The organism is Prevotella sp. LMAG:51 (assembly GCF_008680225.1).
GTDB classification, from domain to species: Bacteria; Bacteroidota; Bacteroidia; order Bacteroidales; family Bacteroidaceae; genus Prevotella; species Prevotella pectinovora.
This window is the reverse complement of record NZ_NALQ01000026.1, coordinates 162,934-183,803: the sequence shown is the minus strand read 5'-3', so window position 1 is coordinate 183,803 and position 20,870 is coordinate 162,934. Positions and strand designations below refer to the sequence as shown.

Sequence of the window (20,870 nt, the reverse complement as noted above, 5' to 3'; positions counted from 1 at the left end):
TATCAAGAGTTTATCAAATCAAAGCCTGCCACAATCGACATGGCGAGCATCCAGATGCAAATTTACTAATAATCGGGAACAATACAAACTTTCATGACGTGAAAAAGAACGACACGGTCGAAAAGCGAATCGAAAAAAATGCGTTTCCATCGGCAGGCTGCCAGAGGTTGCTGTTGTCAGAATACCCGATGAAATCAGGCAAAAGCCAATATGTGGCCGAGCATCAAGCATAACCGCATATTGGCTTAAACTATTATATTTCACAATTGTCTGCAGGATTTCGCCTGCAAGTATTGTTTTGTCAATCCAGTCCGAGAGATTTCTTGATTGCCTCTATCTTTTCGTCGGCAGCCTTGCTGCAGCGCTGGTAGCATCCAGCACACTTCATCGTGTCTTTAACTTCAAGATAGAATTTGATTTTAGGCTCTGTGCCGGAAGGACGGACGCTGACCTTTGTCTTGTCGTCGCAGAACCACTGGAGCACGTTGCTTGTGGTCGGCATATCGAGTTTCTCCACGGTTCCGTCTGCCTTCTTTGCCTCCAGTGTCTTGTAGTCTTTCCAGAGCACCACCTTGCTACCTCCGAGCTCTTTAGGAGGATTGTTGCGGAAGTTCTCCATCATCTGCTTGATTTCATCGGCTCCGCTCTTTCCCGGGCGAACCACATTGACTGTGAATTCCTTTGAGAATCCGTATTCGAGATATATCTGCATGAGCAGGTCGTAGAGCGTCTTGCCCTGGTCTTTTGCCCATGCTGCTATTTCACAGATGAGGCATATTGAAGCAGGAGCGTCCTTGTCTCTCACCTTGTCGTAAGGCAGGAATCCGAAGCTTTCCTCTCCTCCTCCGATATAGTCTTGCTTGCCCTCAGAGATGGCTATTTCGCGTGCAATCCACTTGAATCCGGTGTAGCAGTCTCTGAGTTCCACATTGTTCTTCTTTGCTATCTCGGCGATGACTTCTGTCGTCACAATAGTCTTCACGAGATAGTCTGTAGGCTTCAGCTTGCCCAGTTTCTTCTTGTTTTCTATGATGTAATAGCAGAACATCATGCAAGTCTGGTTTCCGTTGATGATCACCCACTCTCCCTTGTCGTCGCGGCATACTATAGCGAGGCGGTCGGCATCAGGGTCGGTGGCCACCACGAGGTCGGCATTGAGCTTTGTTCCGAGTTTCATTCCGAGAGTCATGGCCTCGGAATTCTCCGGGTTTGGCGACACTACAGTGGGGAAGTTTCCGTCTACCACCATCTGCTCCGGCACGACGTTGATATTCTGGAATCCCCATGAGCGCAGGCAGAGAGGCACAATCACCCTACCCGTTCCGTGCATTGGCGAGTATACGATATTGAGGTCTTTCTGTCGGTTGATGACGTCCTGGTCTATCATTGCCGTGTGAACAGCCTGCATGTAGTCATAGTCCATTTCTCCGCCGATTATCTTGATGAGATCTTTGTTGGCTTCTGCCTTCACGTCTTCCATCTTCACTTTGTTCACCTCTTCGATGATTCCTGTGTCGTGTGGCGAGAGCACCTGTGCTCCGTCGCTCCAGTAAGCCTTGTATCCGTTGTACTCTTTAGGGTTGTGGGATGCTGTCACATTCACTCCTGCCTTAGCTCCGAGCTTTCTTATGGCGAAAGATATTTCCGGTGTCGGGCGCAGGCTTTCGAAGAGGTAAACCTTTATACCGTTGGCTGAGAATATTGCCGCCACGGTCTCGGCAAAGAGTCTGGAATTGTTTCTGCAGTCGTGGCCTACCACCACGCTCAGTCCCTCTTCGCCGGGGAATGCTTTCAGGATATAGTTTGCGAATCCCTGTGTCGCCATTCCTACAATATACTTGTTCATGCGGTTTGTTCCGGCTCCCATGATGCCTCTCAGTCCGCCTGTACCGAATTCCAGGTTCTGATAGAAAGCGTCAATCAGCGCCGATTTGTCTTCAGCGTCGAGCATAGCCTTGACTTCTGTGCGTGTTTCTTCGTCGAAAGCCGGAGAAAGCCACTGCTTGGCTCTCTCTTCACACAATGCGATGAGTTCTTTGCTATTTTCCATAATTGCTATTTTGTTTTAGATTATTGTTTTTAGACTGTCTGAAAGTTGCCGTCTCCGAAGAGTGGCGGTAAACATGCCCATTGCAAAGATAGTGTATTTTATCCAAGTAGAAAAACAATTATGCATGCATTATTCAAAAAAAATGCAAAAAGAAAGGGCGCCCCACATTTCTGCGAAACACCCGGGATGCATCATAGTATATAAAGGTTAGTTTCGTTAAGGCAGCCCAACGCTTGTCCTTGGGGCGTCGTCATACGATTCCCTGTTCCGTCATCGCCTTTGCCATCTTCAGGAAAACCAGCCGTTCGATGAGATTGGGCCTGTCGAACTCAGGATGCTTGTTATATGCTTGGTTACTGAAAAAAATCTCACTTATATATATGTATTCATGTTTTTTATAGTGCAAAGATACACTAAATATCAAAAACGCCAAACATTCTTCAAGTATTTCATGGCAATCAACGTGAAAACGTAAGTATATTTGACTGATTTGATAAATTAATTTACAAAGTGCCTTGACAACGTGCCATTTTTCAACTAACCGACCCTAAGAGAAACAGAATAAACTGATTTGACATACAAACAGACGGGGTAAACAAACTGGCGGGAATCAAGACATGAAAAACGCCAGAGAGAGAATAACCAGAGGGCAATGGATAGAAGTAGCCAAGAGACCACCGAAGAGCAGGGACCAGCAGACAACTGACAGAAGAAATAAACAAGCTGGGGGAGAGGACCAGCCAAAGGGGTATTTACGAAAAAAGGACGAGGGGCAAAATAAACGCCCTTCGTCCTTATAACCTGAGTTCGGGATAAGCGACAGTCGTTTTTCTTGCTATGCCAGATTTCCGATAGGTGCATATTACATTTGCCCTCCAAACAATATGGATGGCAAAATGCAAGGATTGTAAAGTCCAAATGAAGTTTACTTTATAACAGCAAGCTGTCCGTCAACATTCTCTATGCAATAGTCAATGTTGATGGATGGCTTCTTTTCAAAGAAGCTATACGCAGCCAAAACAGAAAGGACATTCATTACGAAATTGAACACGCTACGATGTCTTGAATGTACAAGTTGTGCAACATTCTTAAGTTCGTCATTGATGGTTTCTATGACAGATCTTTTACGCAACAGAATCTTGTCATACAATGGCATAAGCTTGTTTTTCATATTGCATTTCAAGCCAGTGACAATTTCTATACCGTCGTTAAACAATCTCTCAAACAAGCCATGCGAAATATATCCTTTGTCTGCGAATAATTTTCCGAACACATTATCACTCAATCTGTTAAAAACATCTGTATTTCTATCGTCAACATTCGCTTTCGTAAGCATAAAGTTAAGCAGTTCACCTCTCTCATTGCATATCAGGTGTAACTTGAAACCGAAATACCATCCCATGGTGCTTTTGCCTCTTTCTGCATAACCACGGAACACCTTATTCCTTGTTATACGCTTGTTGTGGCATACAGGAATGCATGTACTGTCAATGAAACTTATACCCGTGCATCTACCAAAGCAAAACAGTTGGAGGAACAGCATCATCTCAACCGCGACTCTGGACTCGAGTTCAACAAAGCGGTTATATGAGAGCTGCTTTGGGAACAAGTCGTGCAGGTGCACCTTGACATAAAAGAGGTAATAATGCTTGAAGTTGCGGAAAGTATTGAAATGAAAGCAGATGAGTATTGTCATGATTTCCGACCGGCTCATAGTACATTTCCGATTGCGGTGCTTACGCCCGTCAGGCTCACAAATGGACATGCGGGCAATCTCTTTATCATATTCTTGGCAAAAATCATCGATAATACAGAAAATTTCAGTAATTTTGTCCTTGGTAATCTCCATAACTATAGTATCCTTTTACTTTATAACTAATTGATTTACAACCATAAAGGTACTAAAAATTATTGAGATTACCAACTTTTATAAAGACTTTCTTATCCCGAACTCAGGTTTATAGCAAATATAAATTTTCCATGACAGACCTCCACTGTCGCTTGCGCCTGCATGGCACGTCTGTCAGAATCCTTTATCATTCTTACAGAATAGTCTTTACAGCCTCGAGCATACCCTTCTCCTGGATGAGGTCTAGGTCTTTCTTCACGAGCTCTGCAAGTCCTGGAACTGTCTTGTTCAGGTCCTCATGCCAGATGTAGTCGAATGCGAGCACGCCTTCAGCCACCTTCTGTGTGTCACCAGTAGCCCAGAGCTCCTGCAGCTTCTCGATTATCTTAGCGTCATCGTTTGGCTTGATTTCTGCTCCGTCTTCGCGCACTCCACCTTTATAATATGTGATGATGGCAGCCAGACCGAACACGAGTCCCTGTGGGAGTTCTCCCTTTCGTTCGAGGTAAACCTTCACTCCTGGCAGGTCGCGTGTCTCATACTTAGGGAATGAGTTAAGCATGATGCTTGTCACCTGGTGGTCAACGAATGGATTCTCAAAGCGCTCCAGCACGTCAGATGCGAACTGCTGCAGCTCGTCCATAGGCAGGTTTAGAGTCTGCATGAGTTCTTCAAACTGCACTTTGTGTATATACTTGCCGAGCACAGGATGCTCGCAAGCGTCGCGCACGATATTCACTCCGCTCAGATAAGTTACAGGGCTCAACACGGTGTGAGGGCCGTTGAGCAATGTCACCTTGCGCTCGTGGTATGGCTTCTCGTTGTCTGTGATGAGCACGTGGAGTCCAGCCTTGTCTGCCGGGAATTCTTCCTTCATCTGCTCCACGGTCATGTTCTCCGCCTTCTCGATTACCCAGAGGTGGAAGCTCTCAGCCTTCACCACGAGGTTGTCCTTGTAGCAAACCTTCTGCTGGATTTCGTTGATGGTGTCGCGTGGGAAACCAGGAACGATACGGTCTACGAGTGTTGCGCATACGAAGCAATGGTCGGTAAACCAAGCTTTGAATCCCTCGTAGTCTGCACCCATGTCCTCTTTCCAGAGTTCGATATACTGGTAGATGCATTCCTTGAGATGGTGTCCGTTGAGGAAGATGAGCTCGCAAGGCATGAGAATCATTCCCTTTGATGGGTCTCCGTCGAAGAACTTATATCTGTGGAAGAGCAGCTGCACGAGCTTGCCTGGATATGAAGATGCAGGAGCGTCGGTGAATTTGCAGCTGTCGTCGAAGGCTATACCTGCCTCTGTGGTGTTCGAGATGATGAATCTCATCTCCGGCTGCTCAGCGAGAGCCATGAAAGCCTGGTTCTGTGAGTATGGGTTGAGGGCGCGACTGATCACGTCGATGCGCTCGAGTGTGTTTACCGGCTGTCCGTTTTCCTTTCCCTGAAGGTTCACGTGATAGAGGCAGTCCTGACCGTTGATCCAGTCCACCATGCCGCCTGCCAATGGCTGAACCACTACTACAGAGCCGTTGAAGTCTGTCTTCTGGTTCATCTTCCATACGATCCAATCAACAAACGCACGGAGGAAGTTTCCTTCACCGAACTGGATGATTTTCTCTGGCATTACACTTTTTGGCGCAGTCCTTTTGTTTAAAGCTTGCAATTTCTTCATGATTTGTATTTAGTTAATTGATTATTAGTTTCAGATTAATTGCCGGTTTCAGCTATTCTTCTTTGAAATCCTTTGCAAATTTAATGTTTTTATAATTGAGCCGACATGGATTTGCAATCTTTTCGTCGAAAAAAATACGAAAAGGTTTGCGCAATCCATGCCGGTCGGCCTTGTCGTTACATGGCAAACACGTTGAAGCCTCCGTCTACCACGGCTACCGTGCCCGTGACGAACTTCGCCGCATCGCTCATCAGATAGTGTATCGTGCCGCAGAGCTCCTCGGGGTCGCCCATTCTTCCGAATGGAGTCTGATGTATCACGTCTCTGCCTCGCTGCGTGTATGTTCCGTCGGGATTGGTGAGCAGGTTGCGGTTCTGCTCCGTGATGAAGAATCCCGGGGCTATGGCGTTCACTCGTATTCCCTCTCCGAATTTCTTTGCGCATTCAGTTGCCATGAATTCGGTGAAGTTGCTGATGCCCGCCTTTGCAGCTGCATATCCGCAGACGCGTGTGATTGGTCTGAAGGCTGCCATCGACGAGAAGTTGATGATGGAGCCCTTTCCCTGCTTCACCATCGGCTCGAGGAACACCTGTGTAGGTATGACGGTTCCCGTGAGGTTCAGTTCCAGCACTTTCTGGAAGTCTTCAACCTCAAGGTCGAAGAAGTTTCCTTCTGGCGCTATCACGGCTCCTGCCATGTTTCCTCCTGCGGCATTGAGCAGCGTGTCGATCCTTCCGTATTTTTCGAGGATGTCCTTGCAGTTCTGCTTCACGGTCTGCTGACACATCACGTCGGTCTTCATGAATTCACAATGTCCTCCCTCTGCCGTGATGTCGGCAACGATTTCGGCTCCCACATTTTCCTTTCTGCCGAGGATTATCACTTTAGCGCCTTCTTTGGCGAGATATTTTGCTATGGTGCGTCCGAGCACTCCCGTGCCTCCTGTTATGACCACCACATAGTCTTTGATGTCAAATAGTTTGTTCATGCCTTTGTCGTATTTTATGCTCCTGGCGCCATTACGGCCGGTCTGGAGCTTGATTTGATATAATGATAAGAAATGTCTTAGTCTCCGCTGCTGCGGTTTACCACAATCCCGGCTGTCGGTATTCCTTTCCGAGCTCTCTGTCAACGGTTGCTATGATTCCCTGCACCTGTCCCATGGCGAACATTCGTCCCAGGAAGCTGTATCCGGCGTTGTAGCCCCGGTTTTCGTCGCCGAGCATCGTCATTCCGTGGTCCACTCTCATCGGCAGCTTCCCGATGTTCGGGGTGCCGGAGCGTCTTGTCTCCTCTTTCTCGAAGATGCGCGCCAGTTCTATCAGGTCTGCGCGGCCTCCCAGATGCGAGGCTTCGGTAAAGTCGCCGTTGTCGAACACGTGGCATGAGCGCAGATGTACGAACCACGTGCGTGAACAGTATTTCCTTGCCAGTTCCACCACGTCGTTGTGTTGTCCTGCCGAGAGCGACCCTGCACAGAAGGTGAGCCCGTTGTGAGGATTGTCCACCGCTTCGAGAAACCACCTGATGTCCTCGTCAGAGGTCACGATTCTTGGCAGTCCGAGTATCGGGAATGGAGGGTCGTCGGGATGCACACACATATACATGTCATACTCCTCGCATGTCGGCATTATGGCATTGAGGAAGTATTTCATGTTCTCTCTGAGCTGCTCTTTGGTGATTCCCTTATACAGGTCGAGCAGCTGGCGGAAGAGCTCCACGGGATGTTCGTCGTCCTCCTTTATGTTTCCGCTCACGAAGCCCTGTGTCTTCACTATGATGTTCTCCACGAGCTTGTGGTTGTCTTCAGCGGTCATGGTCTGCTTCATCTTCTCCACCTCTGCCGCCACGTCCTGCCAGTCCTTCTCTGCCCCCTGGCGTTTCAGTATGCAGATGTCGAAGTAAGCAAATTCCGCCCTTGAGAAGAAGAGGTTCGTGGTGCCGTTAGGGTTGGGGTGGCTGAGGTCGGTCCTCGCCCAGTCGAGCACGGGCATGAAGTTGTAGCAGATAGTATGTATGCCCTCGAGCGAGAGGTTCTTCAGGCTCTCCTTGTAGTTTTCTATCAGCCGGTCGCGGTCATCTCCCGCATACTTTATGCTTTCCGACACAGGCAGGCTTTCCACCACCGACCACCTCATGCCGTAGCTTTCGATATATTCTCTGAGGTCTCTGATTTTCTCTCTTGTCCACACCTCTCCGTTTGGCACGTCATGAAGCGCGGTGACGATTCCTTCCACTCCTATCTGCCTGAGCATGTCGAGTGTTATCTTGTCGTTCTTGCCGAACCATCTCCAAGTTCTTTCCATTTTTTGATTATGTTTTAAATTTGCTGAATACCTGTTTTAATATTGGTCAAATAGCGTTTGTGTAAACCATGCCTGACATGGCTGATTATGCATTGCAAAGATAGTGCTTTATTTTCCAACTCCGCCCCGCGAGCCGTTAATAATAGTAAAAATAATGTATAAACTTTGTTCTCTCGAAAAGAAAAGATACCTTTGCATTACAAAACAATAATTCATATAACAATAAAAACATTTAAAGAGATGAAAAAGCTATTGTTCACAACGATAATGTTGTTTGCGCTTGTCGCCACCGCCTTTGCCCAGAGCGACGCCAGAATAAGTTTTGATGCCACCACCTTCAACTTCGGCACGTTTCCCGAGTCAAAGCTGCAGACCCACGTGTTCACGTTCAAGAACACGGGCACGGCTCCACTCATCGTGAACCAGGCCGTGGCAAGCTGCGGATGCACCGTCGCCACTTACACCAAGAAGCCCGTAGCTCCGGGCGAGAAAGGCGAGGTGAAGGTGACCTACAACGGCAAGGGCAAGTTTGAGGGCCACTTCAAGAAGAGCATCACCGTGAGGACAAACGGCACTCCGGAGCTGGTGCGCCTCTACATCGAGGGCAACATGACCACCGACGGAGCGAAATAACCCCCACCGAAGGAGCAAACGCAAGCATACGATTACTTTTTTATGAATATCAGACACATCATTCTCCTTCTCTTCCTCGCCACCTGTGTGGGAGCTTCTGCCCAACACCCCTTCAAGACGAGAAAGAGCAAGGCGAAAGACACCCTTATCGTGAAGACCTACGCCGACTCGCTGCTATCGGCCAGGGAGAGGATATATGCCGCCCCCGACAGCTGCACAGAAGCCGACGGACGTCTCTTCCGCCTCTTCTCCCCCACAACATTCTATCATTCCGTGGCGGGCGACTATCTCGGCAGCACCCCCGTTGACGACCGCGACATGGCTATCGACATGGCGCTGATGAACGTCTACCTCAACAAGCCCCGGTTGGTCACAAAGAGTGAACGCTCGCTCAGGCGCATGGGCGAGATACACGAGGAGATGAAGACTCCAATAAGAAAAAAGGAGATGCTCGTGAGCAGAGCCGACGACGACGTGATAGACAACGCCGGCTTAGACCTTCCGCTGGAGATAATCGTGAAGAAACCGAACTTCTGGAAGTATCAGGGCGAATACTACCTGCAGATGCTCCAGAACTACGTGTCGTCAAACTGGTATAAGGGCGGCGAGAGCAACTACTCCATGGTGGCAAGCGCAATAATGCAGGCCAACTACAACAACAAGCAGAAAGTGAAGTTTGACAACAAGCTGGAGATGAAACTGGGCTTCCAGACATCGCGCGGCGACACTCTCCACAGCTTCAAGACCTCGGAAGACCTCATACGCTACACCGGACGACTCGGATTGCAGGCATCCAAGAAATGGTATTACTCACTGCAGCTCATCGCCTACACACAGTTTGCACGCGGATTCAAGAGCAACGACGCCACGGTATATTCCGACATCCTCTCGCCTCTCAACGTCAACGTGTCTGTCGGTATGGACTACAACGTGGTGTGGCTCAACAAACGCCTCACCGGAACCATACAGATGGCTCCGCTGGCATACAACTTCCGCTACGTGGGACGCAAGGCGCTCGCCACACGCTACGGACTGAAAGAGGGAGACCACACGCTCAACGACTTCGGTTCGGAATGCACGATAGACCTCACATGGGCTTTCGCGCCGAACGTCAAGTGGAAGACCCGCCTCTACGGCTACACCACCTACAAGCGAGCCGAACTGGAATGGGAAAACACGCTGATGTTCCAGTTCAACAAATACATATCCTCAAACGTCTTCGTCTATCCCCGTTTCGACGACGGCGCCAAGCGCGATAAAGACCACGGATACTGGCAGCTGAAAGAATATGCATCAATAGGATTCACGTATTCGTTCTGACAAAACGGGCTTGTGAGAGAAGAGGTTACACCCATCTGACAAGTTCCGGATACAACGGCACAGAAAGAGAAGACCCAATCGAGTAGGAGGTAAACACTTATCATAGGTGTTTATCTCCTACTCTCGTGTTTACCGGCCTTTCACACCACCGCACATGCGGTTCCGCATACGGCGGTTCCTATTTAGTGGTAAAATTTTCAATCCGGAAGAATATCCGGAACACAGAGCTACGACAACTGCATGAAAGGCCACAAGGGAGGAATCACTATCGCAACTTTCTTCCAGATGGCAAGAGATCTGGCAAATGTTGACCTCAAGGAGATGGCAAGGGAAAGAGGGAAAAGAGAAGGCATTTTTTCCCAAAATTCCCATTTTCCCATTTTCCCATCTTCCCATATAACAAAAAATAAATGTAATAAAAAAGATAATATATTGATATATAATAACTTAGATAAAAACACCATTTCCCGTTGGGAAGATGGGAAAATGGGAAAATGGGAAAAATGTTGTAAAGACTTTTCCAACGGCTATACATTCTCCGACAAGTTGGATACGGCAGACTTACCTCCCATACTCAAGAAAATCATGCAGCTACACGACGACGTGGTGAGCCGCGACAAGATGATAATCGGAACGCTGAACATAGTTTCGGGCCTAATCGGAGCGGCAAGCGGAACGCCGGACATGCCCTCGGGAGTTTACGGACTCTACGACGGCAGGAAGGTGTAGGCTCCGCTATACAACATCCTCTTTGCCAATGCCGGTTCGTCGAAAGGCGACTTGAACTTCTGCCGACAGCTCGCCAAACCGCTGAAAGACGAGATGCGACGGGAGTATGAGGGAAAGAAAATGGAATACGAAAGGCTGATGGCGGCATACGAGGCGAAACGGAAGCAGAAAGCGGCGGAACAGAAGCGCAAAACGGCGGGACAGAGAATGCAAACAACAGATTGGCTGACCACAAAACACCTCTTTTTATATGAACAACAACAGCAGACGCCCCTACAAGTCATGCTAAACAAGAATTAACTAACCGACGGGGAATATATTTGTTTTTCTCAAAAATTATGCTTATCTTTGCATTATATAAAGAGCTGCAGAAAGCAGACCGGCGCCACGAGGCTGCACTTGGAATCCCACAAACCCCCAAAGCCCTGTATGCCATAGGAATACAGGAAGACAGGCAATCTCGATGGCTCAGGCATACAAACAACATTTCAAACATATTCCAATAAGCAATATGGACAATAATATAGTCAACAACGAAATCAACAACGAAACCGGCAACGGATTCCCCACCAGAAGGCACAGAAGAGCCCAAGGCAGGGGCAAGTTCTTCATGCTCAGAAACATCCTCAACATAATTTTCATCATAGGGGCAGTGGTCGGAATGCTCTGCTATTTCTTCAAGAACGAAGAGATTGGAATCGTGATCGTACTCGGAGCCATGGCCTTCAAAATGTGTGAATGCGTAATCAGACTGGTGAAATGAAATTGAAAAGAATACTCCCCGCACTTCTGCTCTCGTGCGCCTTCCTGACGGCACAGGCGCAAGATCTGCACAGGATAACTGACAACGACAACGCCACGGACGACCCGGCATACAACTTCGGAGGAAGGAAGGACTCGACGAAAGTGAAGGACAAGATAGTGCCCAAGGGTCTGAGCGTGTGGACCGTGGACGAGAGGTTCGGCGACAGGACTTCCTGCACGCCCGACACCGCCTCACACATGTTCATGAACACCATCTTCACCTCAGGACTCCGTGGCGAATACAACACCACGGGCAACCTGGGAGCCCCCCGCTACAACCGTATCTTCATAGACAACCCAACGGCAGGACAGTTCCTCTTCACACAGCCTTACAGCTTCTTCAACAAGCCCGTGGGCCAGTTCCTCTTCACCAACACCCTATCCCCCATCACAAACATCAGCTACAACGAGTGCGGCGACAGGTCGAACGGAGAAGATCACCTCAAGGCTCTCTTTGCCGTGAATGCCGGAAAAGACTTCGGGGCAGGCTTTAAGTTCGACTATATCTACGGCCGCGGCTACTACCAGAACCAGAGTACCTCACACTTCAACTACTCCATGTATGCCTCATACCTCGGAGAGAGATACAACGCACACCTGCTCTTCTCGCTCAACCACCAGAAAGTGACGGAAAACGGAGGAATCACAGACGACCGCTATATAACCCATCCGGAGATGTTCGACGACGACTTCAGCGAGAACGAGATACCGACCGTGCTCGAGCAGAACTGGAACAGAAACGACAACCAGCACATCTTCTTCTCCCACCGCTACAACGTGGGCTTCAGCCGCAAGGTGAAAATGACCGAAAGCGAGATTCAGGCAAGGAAATTCGCCATCGAATCGAAGAAGGAAAACGAAGAAAGGGAAAACAACGGAGCTAAGGACGGCAGACTCTCACAAGGCAGGAACAATGACGACAAGACATTCGGACGCCCCGAAAACTCCACCATAGCAGGCGACGAGCCCTACGAGGAGAAAAAAGGCAACCCGGCGGCTGACAGAATCACCGTGGACGGGAAGGCGGCAGCCGACAGTCTGTCAGCTCTGGAGGCTAAGAGGCAGCAGGAGGAGCAATGGATGAAAGATGAATACGTGCCTGTAACGAGCTTCATCCACACACTCAGCTTCGACAACTACAGGAGGATTTACCAGGCTTACCAGACACCAACAGACTTCTATGCCGACACCTATGACATGGACCTCAGACTGGGCGGCGACTCCATCTACGACAAGACGCGCCACTACTCGCTGAAGAACACCCTGGCGATTGCAATGCTCGAGGGATTCAACAAATGGGCAAAGGCGGGACTCAAGATATTCGCCACCTCGGAACTGCGCCATTTCTCGCTCCCCGCACCCACAATGGGCACCGACTCATACAACGAGCACAACCTGAGCATAGGGGCGCAGATGAACAAGACACAGGGCAGCTTCCGCTTCAACGCCACGGCTGAGGCAACGATCACAGGAACAGACGCAGGACAACTCAAGCTCAACGGACAGACCGACCTGAGGCTGCCGCTACTGGGCGACACGCTAAGAATCGACGCCAAGGCAGGAATGGAAAGACTTGTGCCCACGTTCTACTACAGGCACTATCACTCAAGACACCTGTGGTGGGACAAGACGCTTGACAAGGAAACGAGGGCCAACCTCGAGGGTGTGCTCACCTTCAGCCGCACAAAGACAAGGCTCAGAGTGGCGTTCAGCGACATCAAGAACTACGCGTATTTCGCACAGCGATACACGATAACCGAAGGCTACGGACGCACGGGAAACACCGTGGAGCCGCTGCAGCACGCAGGAAACATAACGCTGCTCACCTTGCAGCTCGACCAGAACTTCAGGTTCGGACCCGTGTTCTGGGAGAACAACGTGACCTACCAGAAGTCGAGCAACCAGAACGTGCTGCCCGTGCCGGAGCTAAACCTCTACACCAACCTATATCTGAGATTCAAGATAGCGAAGGTGTTGAAGGTGGACCTCGGAGCTGACATGAGATATTTCACCAAATATTTCGCACCAGACTACAGTCCGGCACTCGGACAATTCACCATTCAGGACAACGGAGAGCATAACGTGAAGACAGGCTCCTACCCCATCGTGAACGTTTATGCCAACATGCACCTGAAGCAGACCCGCTTCTTCATAATGATGAGCCACGTGAACGCAACTGACGGAAACGCCTTCCTCACACCACACTACCCCATCAACAAGAGGGTGCTGAGATTCGGACTCTCGTGGAACTTCTTCAACTAAGGAGTCTTGTAGAACTTCTTCAAACAAGAAGCCATGTGGAACTCACCTCAACCGGAATGTCCCGGGCAACGCCTTCAACCGGGAAGCTATACCCACACAGACACAATACGATAAGGGAGCATTCTATACTGTGGCGAAACTGCCCGTGGACGACAGCGAGAAATTCTGCCGCTGGTGTCTGGAGGAGTTCAGCTACGAGAACGAAACCGTGATGATGGCTCCTGCAAGCGGATTCTACACCACACCCGGAGCCGGCAGAAACCAAGTGAGAATAGCTTACGTGCTCAACAAGGAGGACCTGAGAAAGGCATTGATAGTATTACGCAAGGCACTGGAGCAATATCCGGGCCGGGCAGAAGATGATTGAAACAAGAAAGAAAAAGAATAAAGAATGAATTTCCCGTTATTCATAGCCAGAAGGCTATACTCTGAAAGAGGCGAAAACAACAAGGTGAGCAAGCCTGCTCTCTATATCGCCACGACCGGTGTCGCTCTGGGACTGGCCGTGATGATAATCAGCGTGTGCGTCATCCTGGGATTCAAACACACCATCCGAGACAAAGTGACAGGACTGGGAGCCCACGCCACGGTGGCAAACTTCGTCTCCCTGCATGGCAGCGAGCAAAGGCCGATAGATTATTCTGACAGCATCAGAAACGTGCTGAAGAAAACACCGGGGCTGAAATCCATGCAGAGCTTCGCCATGACCCAGGGAATACTGAAGACGGACAGCGACTTCATGGGAGTGGCATACAAGGGAATTGCAGCCGACTACGACACGGCGTTCATTCACTCCTGTATGACCGAAGGGAGCATACCCAGATTCAGCGACAAGTCGAGCGGGAACAAAATTCTGATTTCCAAAAACATAGCCACAAAACTCAGGCTCAAGACCGGCGACAGGGTGTTCTCTTATTTCATAAACAACGGAGACATAAGGGTGAGAAGATATACCGTGGCTGGTATCTATCAGACCAACATGACGAAGTTTGACGAATCGCTCTGCTTCTGCGACCTCTATTCTGCCGTAAAGCTCAACGGATGGAGCCAGGGGCAGGTGTCGGGAGTGGAACTGCAGCTACACGATATAGCCAACGTGCCGATAGCAGCCAGATATCTGGTGAAGAACGTGAACAGACAGGGCGACAAATACGGAGAGACATATTCGTCGGAAACCGTATATGAAATGTATCCGCAGATCTTCTCATGGCTCGACCTGCTAGACCTCAACGTGTGGATAATCCTCGGACTCATGATCTGCGTGTCGGGCATCACGATAATTTCCGGACTCCTCATCATCATACTCGAGCGCACACGCATGATAGGCACCCTGAAAGCTATGGGATGCAGAAACAGGTCGGTGAGAAACATCTTCATCTGGTTTGCAGCCCTCGTCATCGGGCGCGGACTCATTCTGGGAGACATCATCGCTCTGGGACTCGTGGCGCTGCAGAAATACACCAAATTCGTGAGCCTCGACGCATCAGTATATTACGTGGACTACGTGCCCGTGGAAATCAACGCGCCATTGATCCTGCTCATAAACGCGGCAACCCTGGCAATATGCCTCCTCGTGTTCATAGGACCAAGCTACATAGTGTCGCACATAAACCCCGTGAAGACGATAAAATACGAATAAGCAAAACGTTTGGTCAATACTGATAAACAAAACGAATAAATACTGATTCAATCAATATGAAAGCACGGACAAGAAATTTCATAATCCTATGCAGTCTGCTCTCATTGGCTGCACAGCCATCAGACGCACAGGTGAAAAGGCTCCAGAAGAACAAACCGGCGCAGAAGCAGAACGCACTGGCGGTAGCTGACTTCTATCCGTCGGCAGCAAAGCTGATGGTGATAGACAGCCTGGTGGTAGACAAGGAAAACTTCGCAAAGCATATTCCGCTCAGAAAAGAATACGGACAGATAGGGAAATATACAGACATCTTCAATTCCGCCACGCAGACAAGCCATACATCATCAGCATTCCTCAACGGATTCGATGACTTGTGCATCTACAACAAGACCGTGGCAAAGGACTCCACGCTGCTGTTCATGGCAGAGAAAATCGGAAACGAATGGAAGGCAGGAAGAGCGATAGAGGAATTCGCTGATGATTTCAAAGACGTGGACTATCCTTATCTTATGCCAGACGGCGTGACGCTCTATTTCAGTGCCATAAACAAAAAAAACGGGTTCGGAAAGAGAGACATCTTCATCTCAAGGCTCAACACGGAGACGCAGACATTCTACAAGCCCGAAAACCTGGGACTGCCCTACAACTCGGAATTCAACGACTATATGTGTGTGGTAGACGACATCGACTCCCTGGGGTGGCTCGTGACCGACCGACATCAGGAGAGCGGCAAAGTGTGCATCTATACCTTCATACCGTCGGACGAAAGATGGAGCGACGATGAAAACATCTCTGAAGAGAAACTGAAATCCGTGGCTATGCTACGCAGCATAAAAGACACACAATACGACAGGAAACTGCTCGACGAAAGCCTCAGGAGAATGAACACCCACACCTCAAGCGACAAAGCGAGACACGGCTTCAGATTCGTTATAAACGACGATGCCGTATATACTGACATAAACGACTTCAAGTCGGACACGGCAAGAGGACTGTTCCTGAAACTCATGCAGCTGAATGACAGACAGGCTGATATAGAGAAGAAACTTCCTACCCTCAGAAAAGGCTACAGGAGCAAAGGAAAAGGTGTTGACCGCAAGACGATTCTGAAAATGGAAGAAGATTTAGAGAATATTATGATTCAGAAAAAAAATCTTGAGAAGAAAATTCGAAATGCAGAAAATCTGTAGTAAATTTGCATCATATACAGATTGCATGGCAATCCTGCAGAATATGCAGAGATGACAGATGTAAGTATAACTTAAAGCGATTTTATCATGAAAAAGTATTATCCAGAATCAGAACTCATAATCAATAGCGACGGAAGCGTATTCCATCTGCACCTCAAACCGGAATTCCTGGCAGACAAAGTAATACTCGTGGGCGACCCCGGAAGAGTGGCACTAGTGGCAAGCCATTTCGACGAAAAAGAATGCGACGTGGAAAGCAGAGAATTCCACACCATAACCGGAAGCTACAAAGGAAAACGAATAACCGTTCTCTCTACGGGCATCGGATGCGACAACATCGACATCGTGGTGAACGAGCTGGACGCGCTCGCCAACATCGACTTTGAAACAAGAACCGACAAGGATGAATTCAGACAGCTGACAATGGTCAGAATAGGCACCTGTGGCGGACTGCAGGAGAACACGCCTGCCGGAACTTTCATCTGCTCAAAGAAATCCATGGGATTCGACGGACTGCTGAACTTCTATGCCGGAAGAAATGCGGTGTGTGACCTGCAGATAGAAAAAGCATTCCTCAACCACATGGGATGGACAGGAAACATGTGTCAGCCTGCGCCATACGTGGTTGAAGCCGACAAAGAACTCGTGGACAGAATAGCCGGCGAAGACATGGTGAGAGGAATAACGATTGCCTGCGGAGGATTCTTCGGACCGCAGGGAAGACAACTAAGACTCCCTCTGGCTGACCCCAACCAGAACAGGAAGATAGAAGAATTTGAATACGACGGTGACAGAATAACAAACTTCGAGATGGAGAGTTCAGCACTTGCCGGACTGTCAAAACTGATGGGACACAAGGCTACGACTTGCTGCATGGTGATTGCAAACCGCAGGGCACAGAAGGCTGACACCGGATACAAGTCGCACATAGACGACTTGATAAAGACCGTACTCGACAGAATTTGAAAAATATAATCATGGCAAAATCATTTATTTCACAAAAAAAGTATATCCTGTCTGCATTGGGATGCCTCCTGATAATAATAGGATTGGTTTACTATTTCTTCTTTTCTGCGCTGTCGGTAAAATCCTCAACACAGTATGTATATATTGACGACGACGACAACATCGACTCCGTATACGCGAAAGTGAAGGAAATCTCAACGGACAGAGGCTACATGGCTTTCACCACACTTGCCCGCCATTGGGACCTCGCCGAAAAGATACGGCCTGGAAGGTATGAAGTGACTACAGGCAATGGAGCATTTACCGTGTTCCGCAAGCTCAGGAACGGACTGCAGTCGCCTGTAAACCTCACAATCCCCTCGGTAAGGACTCTCGACAAACTGGCCGACGAGGTTTCAAAGAAACTGATGTTCTCAAAGGATGATTTCCTGAAAGCCGTTTCCGACACGGCAACATGCAGGAAATACGGCTACACTCCGGAGAGCATCGCAGCTATGTTCATACCAAACACCTACTCCGTGTACTGGAACATTTCCGTAGACAAGTTTCTCGACAAGATGCAGAAGGAGAACAAGAAGTTCTGGTCGTTTGAAAGAGAAAACAAGGCGAAAGCCATGGGTCTCTCCCCTATCGAAGTAATCACAATGGCAAGCATCGTGGACGAGGAAACCGCCAACGACCAGGAAAAGCCGATGATCGCCGGAATGTATTACAACAGACTGAAGGGAGACATGCCTCTGCAGGCTGACCCCACGGTAAAGTTCGCACTCAAGAAATTCGAGCTCAAGCGCATCTACCACAACATGCTCTCCTTTGACAGTCCTTATAACACATACAAATACAAAGGTCTACCGCCAGGGCCAATCAGAATACCATCGGTGGCAGGCATAGACGCCGTGCTGAATTATGTACACCACGACTATCTGTATATGTGTGCGAAAGAGGATTTCAGCGGCACCCATAATTTTGCAAGGACTTATGAGGAACATAAGGAAAATGCAAGGAAATATACCAAGGCGCTGAACGACAGGGGAATAAACTGACAAGTCCGTCATCGGACAGCAAAGACAACATTTACAATCTTGTCACCTGACAGTAAAGACAACATTCACAAGCCCGTCGCAACAGACAACATTTATATACACAGCTAAAACAATAGCCATAAGACTGTATACAAAGATACTTTCTTATGGCTATTTTTTATGCTCGGGCCGAACATACCGAAAATAGGAGGTAAACACCTAAAATTAGTGTTTACCTCCTACTCGATCGTTTATGGATGATTTAAACCAAATGGTTAGTATGCCTTTTAAACTAAACCAATTTTATTTAAGTTAAAACCGAAATCAATCCTGTATTACCAAAGTTTGAGTCTCTGGTCAGCAGGAACGAACAATTTGTCTGTAGGCTTCACATTGAATGCGTCATACCACATGTTGATGTGAGGCAGAGCACCGTTTACACGCCACATGCCAAGAGAGTGTGGGTCGCTCTTTGTGCGGTTTCTGATTTCAGCATCCGTGATGTTTGCTGCCCACACCTGTGAGTAAGCGATGAAGAAGCGCTGGTCTGCAGTCAGACCGTCGATTACAGGAAGAGGATTGTTCTTCGTAGCCTCCTTGTATGCCTCGTAGGCAACCATCAGACCTCCGTGGTCAGCAAGGTTCTCACCAAGAGTGAAACGGCCGTTGGCGTTCAGGTCAGGCAATACCTTGATGTTAGAATAGAACTTGGCGTATCCGTCAGCTCTCTCGTTGAAATTCTTGCCGTCGTTTTCTGTCCACCAGTCTTTCATGTTGCCGTCTTTGTCATAATGACGACCCTGGTCATCGAATCCGTGAGTCATTTCATGACCGATTACAACACCGATAGCTCCATAATTGAATGCGTCGTCGGCTGTTGGGTCAAAGAATGGAACCTGCAGAATACCGGCCGGGAAGCATATCTCGTTGGTCGTAGGATTGTAGTAAGCATTGACGGTCTGTGGAGACATCTGCCACTCATCCTTGTCTACTGGCTTGCCCACCTTAGTTACGATAACCCATTTGTTCCAGAATCTGCGACACTCCTCGATATTTGAATAATAAGACTTTGCCGGGTCGATGTTGAGGTCGCTCATGTCTATCCACTTGTCAGGATAGCCAATCTTCACATAGAAGGCATTCAGCTTGTCAAGGGCGTTCTTCTTTGTTTCCTCGCTCATCCAATCCTGAGCCTCGATGCGCTTTGCCAAGGCAATCTGCAAGTTGTGTACAAGAGTCTTCATGCGTTCCTTTGATGAAGCAGGGAAATATTTCTCCACGTAAATCTTGCCCAAAGCCTGGCCCATCTGGCTTTCCACCTGGCTTGTAGCACGCTTCCACAATGGATGGTTTTCTTTTCTTCCACTCATTGTCTTGCCGAAGAAGTCGAAGTTTGCAGCAATTACATCATCGCTCAAATAAGCAGCCGCACTCATTATCTGGCCCCACTCCATATAGTCTCTGTATTCATCAGGGGTGATAGCAGACAAGAGTTTGTCGGCACCTGCCACGAAGCCAACCTGACCCACTACCAGATCCTTCACGAGATTCAGGTCTACGCCAGATGCGACAAGCACCTTGTCAATATTGATATGAGGATACTTTGCCATGAATTCAGACAAAGCCATCTTGTTGTAGTTAGCCTCAGGGTCACGAAGTTCTGTGTTAGACTTAGACACCTTAGCCAATTCAGTTTCGAGACGCATCACGTTCTCCATCTTCTTCTGGGCAGCCTTGGCATTGAAGCCGAACATCTGGAACATTCTTACGATGTGCTTCTTGTAAGCCTCTCTGATTGCAGTTGTAGCCGAGTCTGTATCCAGGTAATATTCTTTCTGTCCGAGGGTGGTACCGCTCTGCACTACGTTCAGGATATTCTGTTTGGCATTCTTCTCGTCGGCTCCAAAATACATGCCGATGAATTCGCTGTCGCCATAAGGCACAAGCTCCAGCTGAATCTTGAACAAAGCCTCCTTGGTCTTAGCCTTCTCCATCTTCTTCAGGATTGGCATGAGTGGAGAAACGCCATCTGCGTTGCGGCGCTGCTCGTTCATAGCAAGCTTATACAAATCGCTGAGCTTCTTCTCAATGGTGCCTTCACTATAGGTATTCTCAAGCAGTTCCTGCAGAATACCGTTGATGCGCTTGTTGTTATCTTCGCCCAGCACATCGAAGCTGCCATAACGGGAATAAGCAGCTGGCAGCGGATTCTTCTTCATCCAACCGCCACAAGCGTAATGGAAAAAGTCGTCTTGTGGCTTGACGCTGTTGTCCATGTTGGACATGTCGAGACCAGAACGCAATTGCTGAGACTGCGGATTCTGTGCCACAGAGGTCATCGATACTGTGGCCAAGGCCACAATAGGAATAATTGATTTAATTTTCATAGTCTTAATATTTATGTTACTAAATTGATAACTGTAT

General features: G+C 48.6%; 16 protein-coding genes and 1 pseudogene. 11 read left to right on the top strand and 6 right to left on the bottom strand.

The window, feature by feature from the left end; genetic code table 11:
- Nucleotides 1-301 precede the first annotated feature (301 nt).
- From CCC32_RS09955 to uxuA, 5 genes are all read right to left on the bottom strand, one after another.
- Nucleotides 302-2,050 carry a phospho-sugar mutase gene (locus CCC32_RS09955; RefSeq protein ID WP_042519658.1) on the bottom strand — a complete coding sequence of 583 codons (1,749 nt, stop codon included), beginning with the start codon at nucleotides 2,048-2,050 and terminating at the stop codon, nucleotides 302-304.
- Between the two features lie 925 nt (nucleotides 2,051-2,975).
- Nucleotides 2,976-3,899 (bottom strand): IS982 family transposase, encoded by a 924-nt coding sequence (locus CCC32_RS09950; protein WP_287071600.1) that lies wholly within the window; start codon nucleotides 3,897-3,899, stop codon nucleotides 2,976-2,978.
- A 193-nt stretch (nucleotides 3,900-4,092) separates the two neighbouring features.
- Nucleotides 4,093-5,574 (bottom strand): tagaturonate reductase, encoded by a 1,482-nt coding sequence (locus tag CCC32_RS09945; protein WP_287074166.1) that lies wholly within the window; start codon nucleotides 5,572-5,574, stop codon nucleotides 4,093-4,095.
- 176 nt (nucleotides 5,575-5,750) lie between these two features.
- Nucleotides 5,751-6,563, bottom strand: a complete 813-nt coding sequence (locus tag CCC32_RS09940) for an SDR family oxidoreductase (protein ID WP_022316491.1) — start codon at nucleotides 6,561-6,563, stop codon at nucleotides 5,751-5,753.
- 97 nt (nucleotides 6,564-6,660) lie between these two features.
- Nucleotides 6,661-7,881: a mannonate dehydratase gene (uxuA, locus tag CCC32_RS09935; protein ID WP_287074164.1), complete on the bottom strand. Its 1,221-nt coding sequence runs from the start codon at nucleotides 7,879-7,881 to the stop codon at nucleotides 6,661-6,663.
- A 240-nt stretch (nucleotides 7,882-8,121) separates the two neighbouring features.
- On the opposite strand from uxuA, the gene CCC32_RS09930 reads away from it, so the two are divergent.
- The 11 genes and pseudogenes from CCC32_RS09930 to mltG all read left to right on the top strand — a co-directional run bounded on the left by CCC32_RS09930 (nucleotide 8,122) and on the right by mltG (nucleotide 18,467).
- Complete coding sequence (locus tag CCC32_RS09930; protein WP_022316493.1) at nucleotides 8,122-8,514, top strand: DUF1573 domain-containing protein; 393 nt, start codon at nucleotides 8,122-8,124, stop codon at nucleotides 8,512-8,514.
- A 42-nt stretch (nucleotides 8,515-8,556) separates the two neighbouring features.
- Nucleotides 8,557-9,834: a DUF3078 domain-containing protein gene (locus CCC32_RS09925; protein ID WP_044064841.1), complete on the top strand. Its 1,278-nt coding sequence runs from the start codon at nucleotides 8,557-8,559 to the stop codon at nucleotides 9,832-9,834.
- 486 nt (nucleotides 9,835-10,320) lie between these two features.
- Nucleotides 10,321-10,563, top strand: a complete 243-nt coding sequence (locus CCC32_RS09920) for a hypothetical protein (protein ID WP_287074161.1) — start codon at nucleotides 10,321-10,323, stop codon at nucleotides 10,561-10,563.
- A 51-nt stretch (nucleotides 10,564-10,614) separates the two neighbouring features.
- Complete coding sequence (locus CCC32_RS09915; protein ID WP_502705617.1) at nucleotides 10,615-10,863, top strand: hypothetical protein; 249 nt, start codon at nucleotides 10,615-10,617, stop codon at nucleotides 10,861-10,863.
- Nucleotides 10,864-11,074: 211 nt separating this feature from the next.
- Nucleotides 11,075-11,326, top strand: a complete 252-nt coding sequence (locus tag CCC32_RS09910) for a hypothetical protein (protein WP_022316997.1) — start codon at nucleotides 11,075-11,077, stop codon at nucleotides 11,324-11,326.
- Complete coding sequence (locus tag CCC32_RS09905; protein WP_287074158.1) at nucleotides 11,323-13,629, top strand: putative porin; 2,307 nt, start codon at nucleotides 11,323-11,325, stop codon at nucleotides 13,627-13,629. Before CCC32_RS09910 ends, CCC32_RS09905 begins: the two co-directional genes overlap by 4 nt.
- A gap of 115 nt (nucleotides 13,630-13,744) precedes the next feature.
- Nucleotides 13,745-13,996, top strand: a pseudogene (locus CCC32_RS09900) (pyridoxal phosphate-dependent aminotransferase); the annotation flags it as partial.
- A gap of 24 nt (nucleotides 13,997-14,020) precedes the next feature.
- A complete protein-coding gene (locus CCC32_RS09895) occupies nucleotides 14,021-15,268 on the top strand; it encodes an ABC transporter permease (RefSeq protein ID WP_022316994.1) in 1,248 nt (415 codons plus the stop codon).
- A gap of 56 nt (nucleotides 15,269-15,324) precedes the next feature.
- Nucleotides 15,325-16,458, top strand: a complete 1,134-nt coding sequence (locus tag CCC32_RS09890) for a hypothetical protein (protein ID WP_287074155.1) — start codon at nucleotides 15,325-15,327, stop codon at nucleotides 16,456-16,458.
- A gap of 87 nt (nucleotides 16,459-16,545) precedes the next feature.
- On the top strand, nucleotides 16,546-17,424 hold the full coding sequence (locus CCC32_RS09885) for a nucleoside phosphorylase (protein ID WP_042517450.1): 879 nt from the start codon (nucleotides 16,546-16,548) through the stop codon (nucleotides 17,422-17,424).
- 11 nt (nucleotides 17,425-17,435) lie between these two features.
- A complete protein-coding gene (mltG, locus tag CCC32_RS09880) occupies nucleotides 17,436-18,467 on the top strand; it encodes an endolytic transglycosylase MltG (RefSeq protein ID WP_022316991.1) in 1,032 nt (343 codons plus the stop codon).
- Between the two features lie 314 nt (nucleotides 18,468-18,781).
- Here the strand turns inward: mltG and CCC32_RS09875 are convergent, their stop codons facing one another.
- Nucleotides 18,782-20,833, bottom strand: coding sequence for a M13 family metallopeptidase (locus CCC32_RS09875; protein ID WP_287074150.1), 2,052 nt, complete (start codon nucleotides 20,831-20,833; stop codon nucleotides 18,782-18,784).
- Between the last annotated feature and the right edge of the window lie 37 nt (nucleotides 20,834-20,870).

Bases quoted from the DNA above. Each gene is read 5' to 3' on its own strand.
- CCC32_RS09955 (WP_042519658.1), bottom strand. From the start codon at position 2,050: ATGGAAAATAGCAAAGAACTCATCGCATTGTGTGAAGAGAGAGCCAAG.
- CCC32_RS09950 (WP_287071600.1), bottom strand. From the start codon at position 3,899: ATGGAGATTACCAAGGACAAAATTACTGAAATTTTCTGTATTATCGAT.
- CCC32_RS09945 (WP_287074166.1), bottom strand. From the start codon at position 5,574: ATGAAGAAATTGCAAGCTTTAAACAAAAGGACTGCGCCAAAAAGTGTA.
- CCC32_RS09940 (WP_022316491.1), bottom strand. From the start codon at position 6,563: ATGAACAAACTATTTGACATCAAAGACTATGTGGTGGTCATAACAGGA.
- uxuA (WP_287074164.1), bottom strand. From the start codon at position 7,881: ATGGAAAGAACTTGGAGATGGTTCGGCAAGAACGACAAGATAACACTC.
- CCC32_RS09930 (WP_022316493.1), top strand. From the start codon at position 8,122: ATGAAAAAGCTATTGTTCACAACGATAATGTTGTTTGCGCTTGTCGCC.
- CCC32_RS09925 (WP_044064841.1), top strand. From the start codon at position 8,557: ATGAATATCAGACACATCATTCTCCTTCTCTTCCTCGCCACCTGTGTG.
- CCC32_RS09920 (WP_287074161.1), top strand. From the start codon at position 10,321: ATGGGAAAATGGGAAAAATGTTGTAAAGACTTTTCCAACGGCTATACA.
- CCC32_RS09910 (WP_022316997.1), top strand. From the start codon at position 11,075: ATGGACAATAATATAGTCAACAACGAAATCAACAACGAAACCGGCAAC.
- CCC32_RS09905 (WP_287074158.1), top strand. From the start codon at position 11,323: ATGAAATTGAAAAGAATACTCCCCGCACTTCTGCTCTCGTGCGCCTTC.
- CCC32_RS09895 (WP_022316994.1), top strand. From the start codon at position 14,021: ATGAATTTCCCGTTATTCATAGCCAGAAGGCTATACTCTGAAAGAGGC.
- CCC32_RS09890 (WP_287074155.1), top strand. From the start codon at position 15,325: ATGAAAGCACGGACAAGAAATTTCATAATCCTATGCAGTCTGCTCTCA.
- CCC32_RS09885 (WP_042517450.1), top strand. From the start codon at position 16,546: ATGAAAAAGTATTATCCAGAATCAGAACTCATAATCAATAGCGACGGA.
- mltG (WP_022316991.1), top strand. From the start codon at position 17,436: ATGGCAAAATCATTTATTTCACAAAAAAAGTATATCCTGTCTGCATTG.
- CCC32_RS09875 (WP_287074150.1), bottom strand. From the start codon at position 20,833: ATGAAAATTAAATCAATTATTCCTATTGTGGCCTTGGCCACAGTATCG.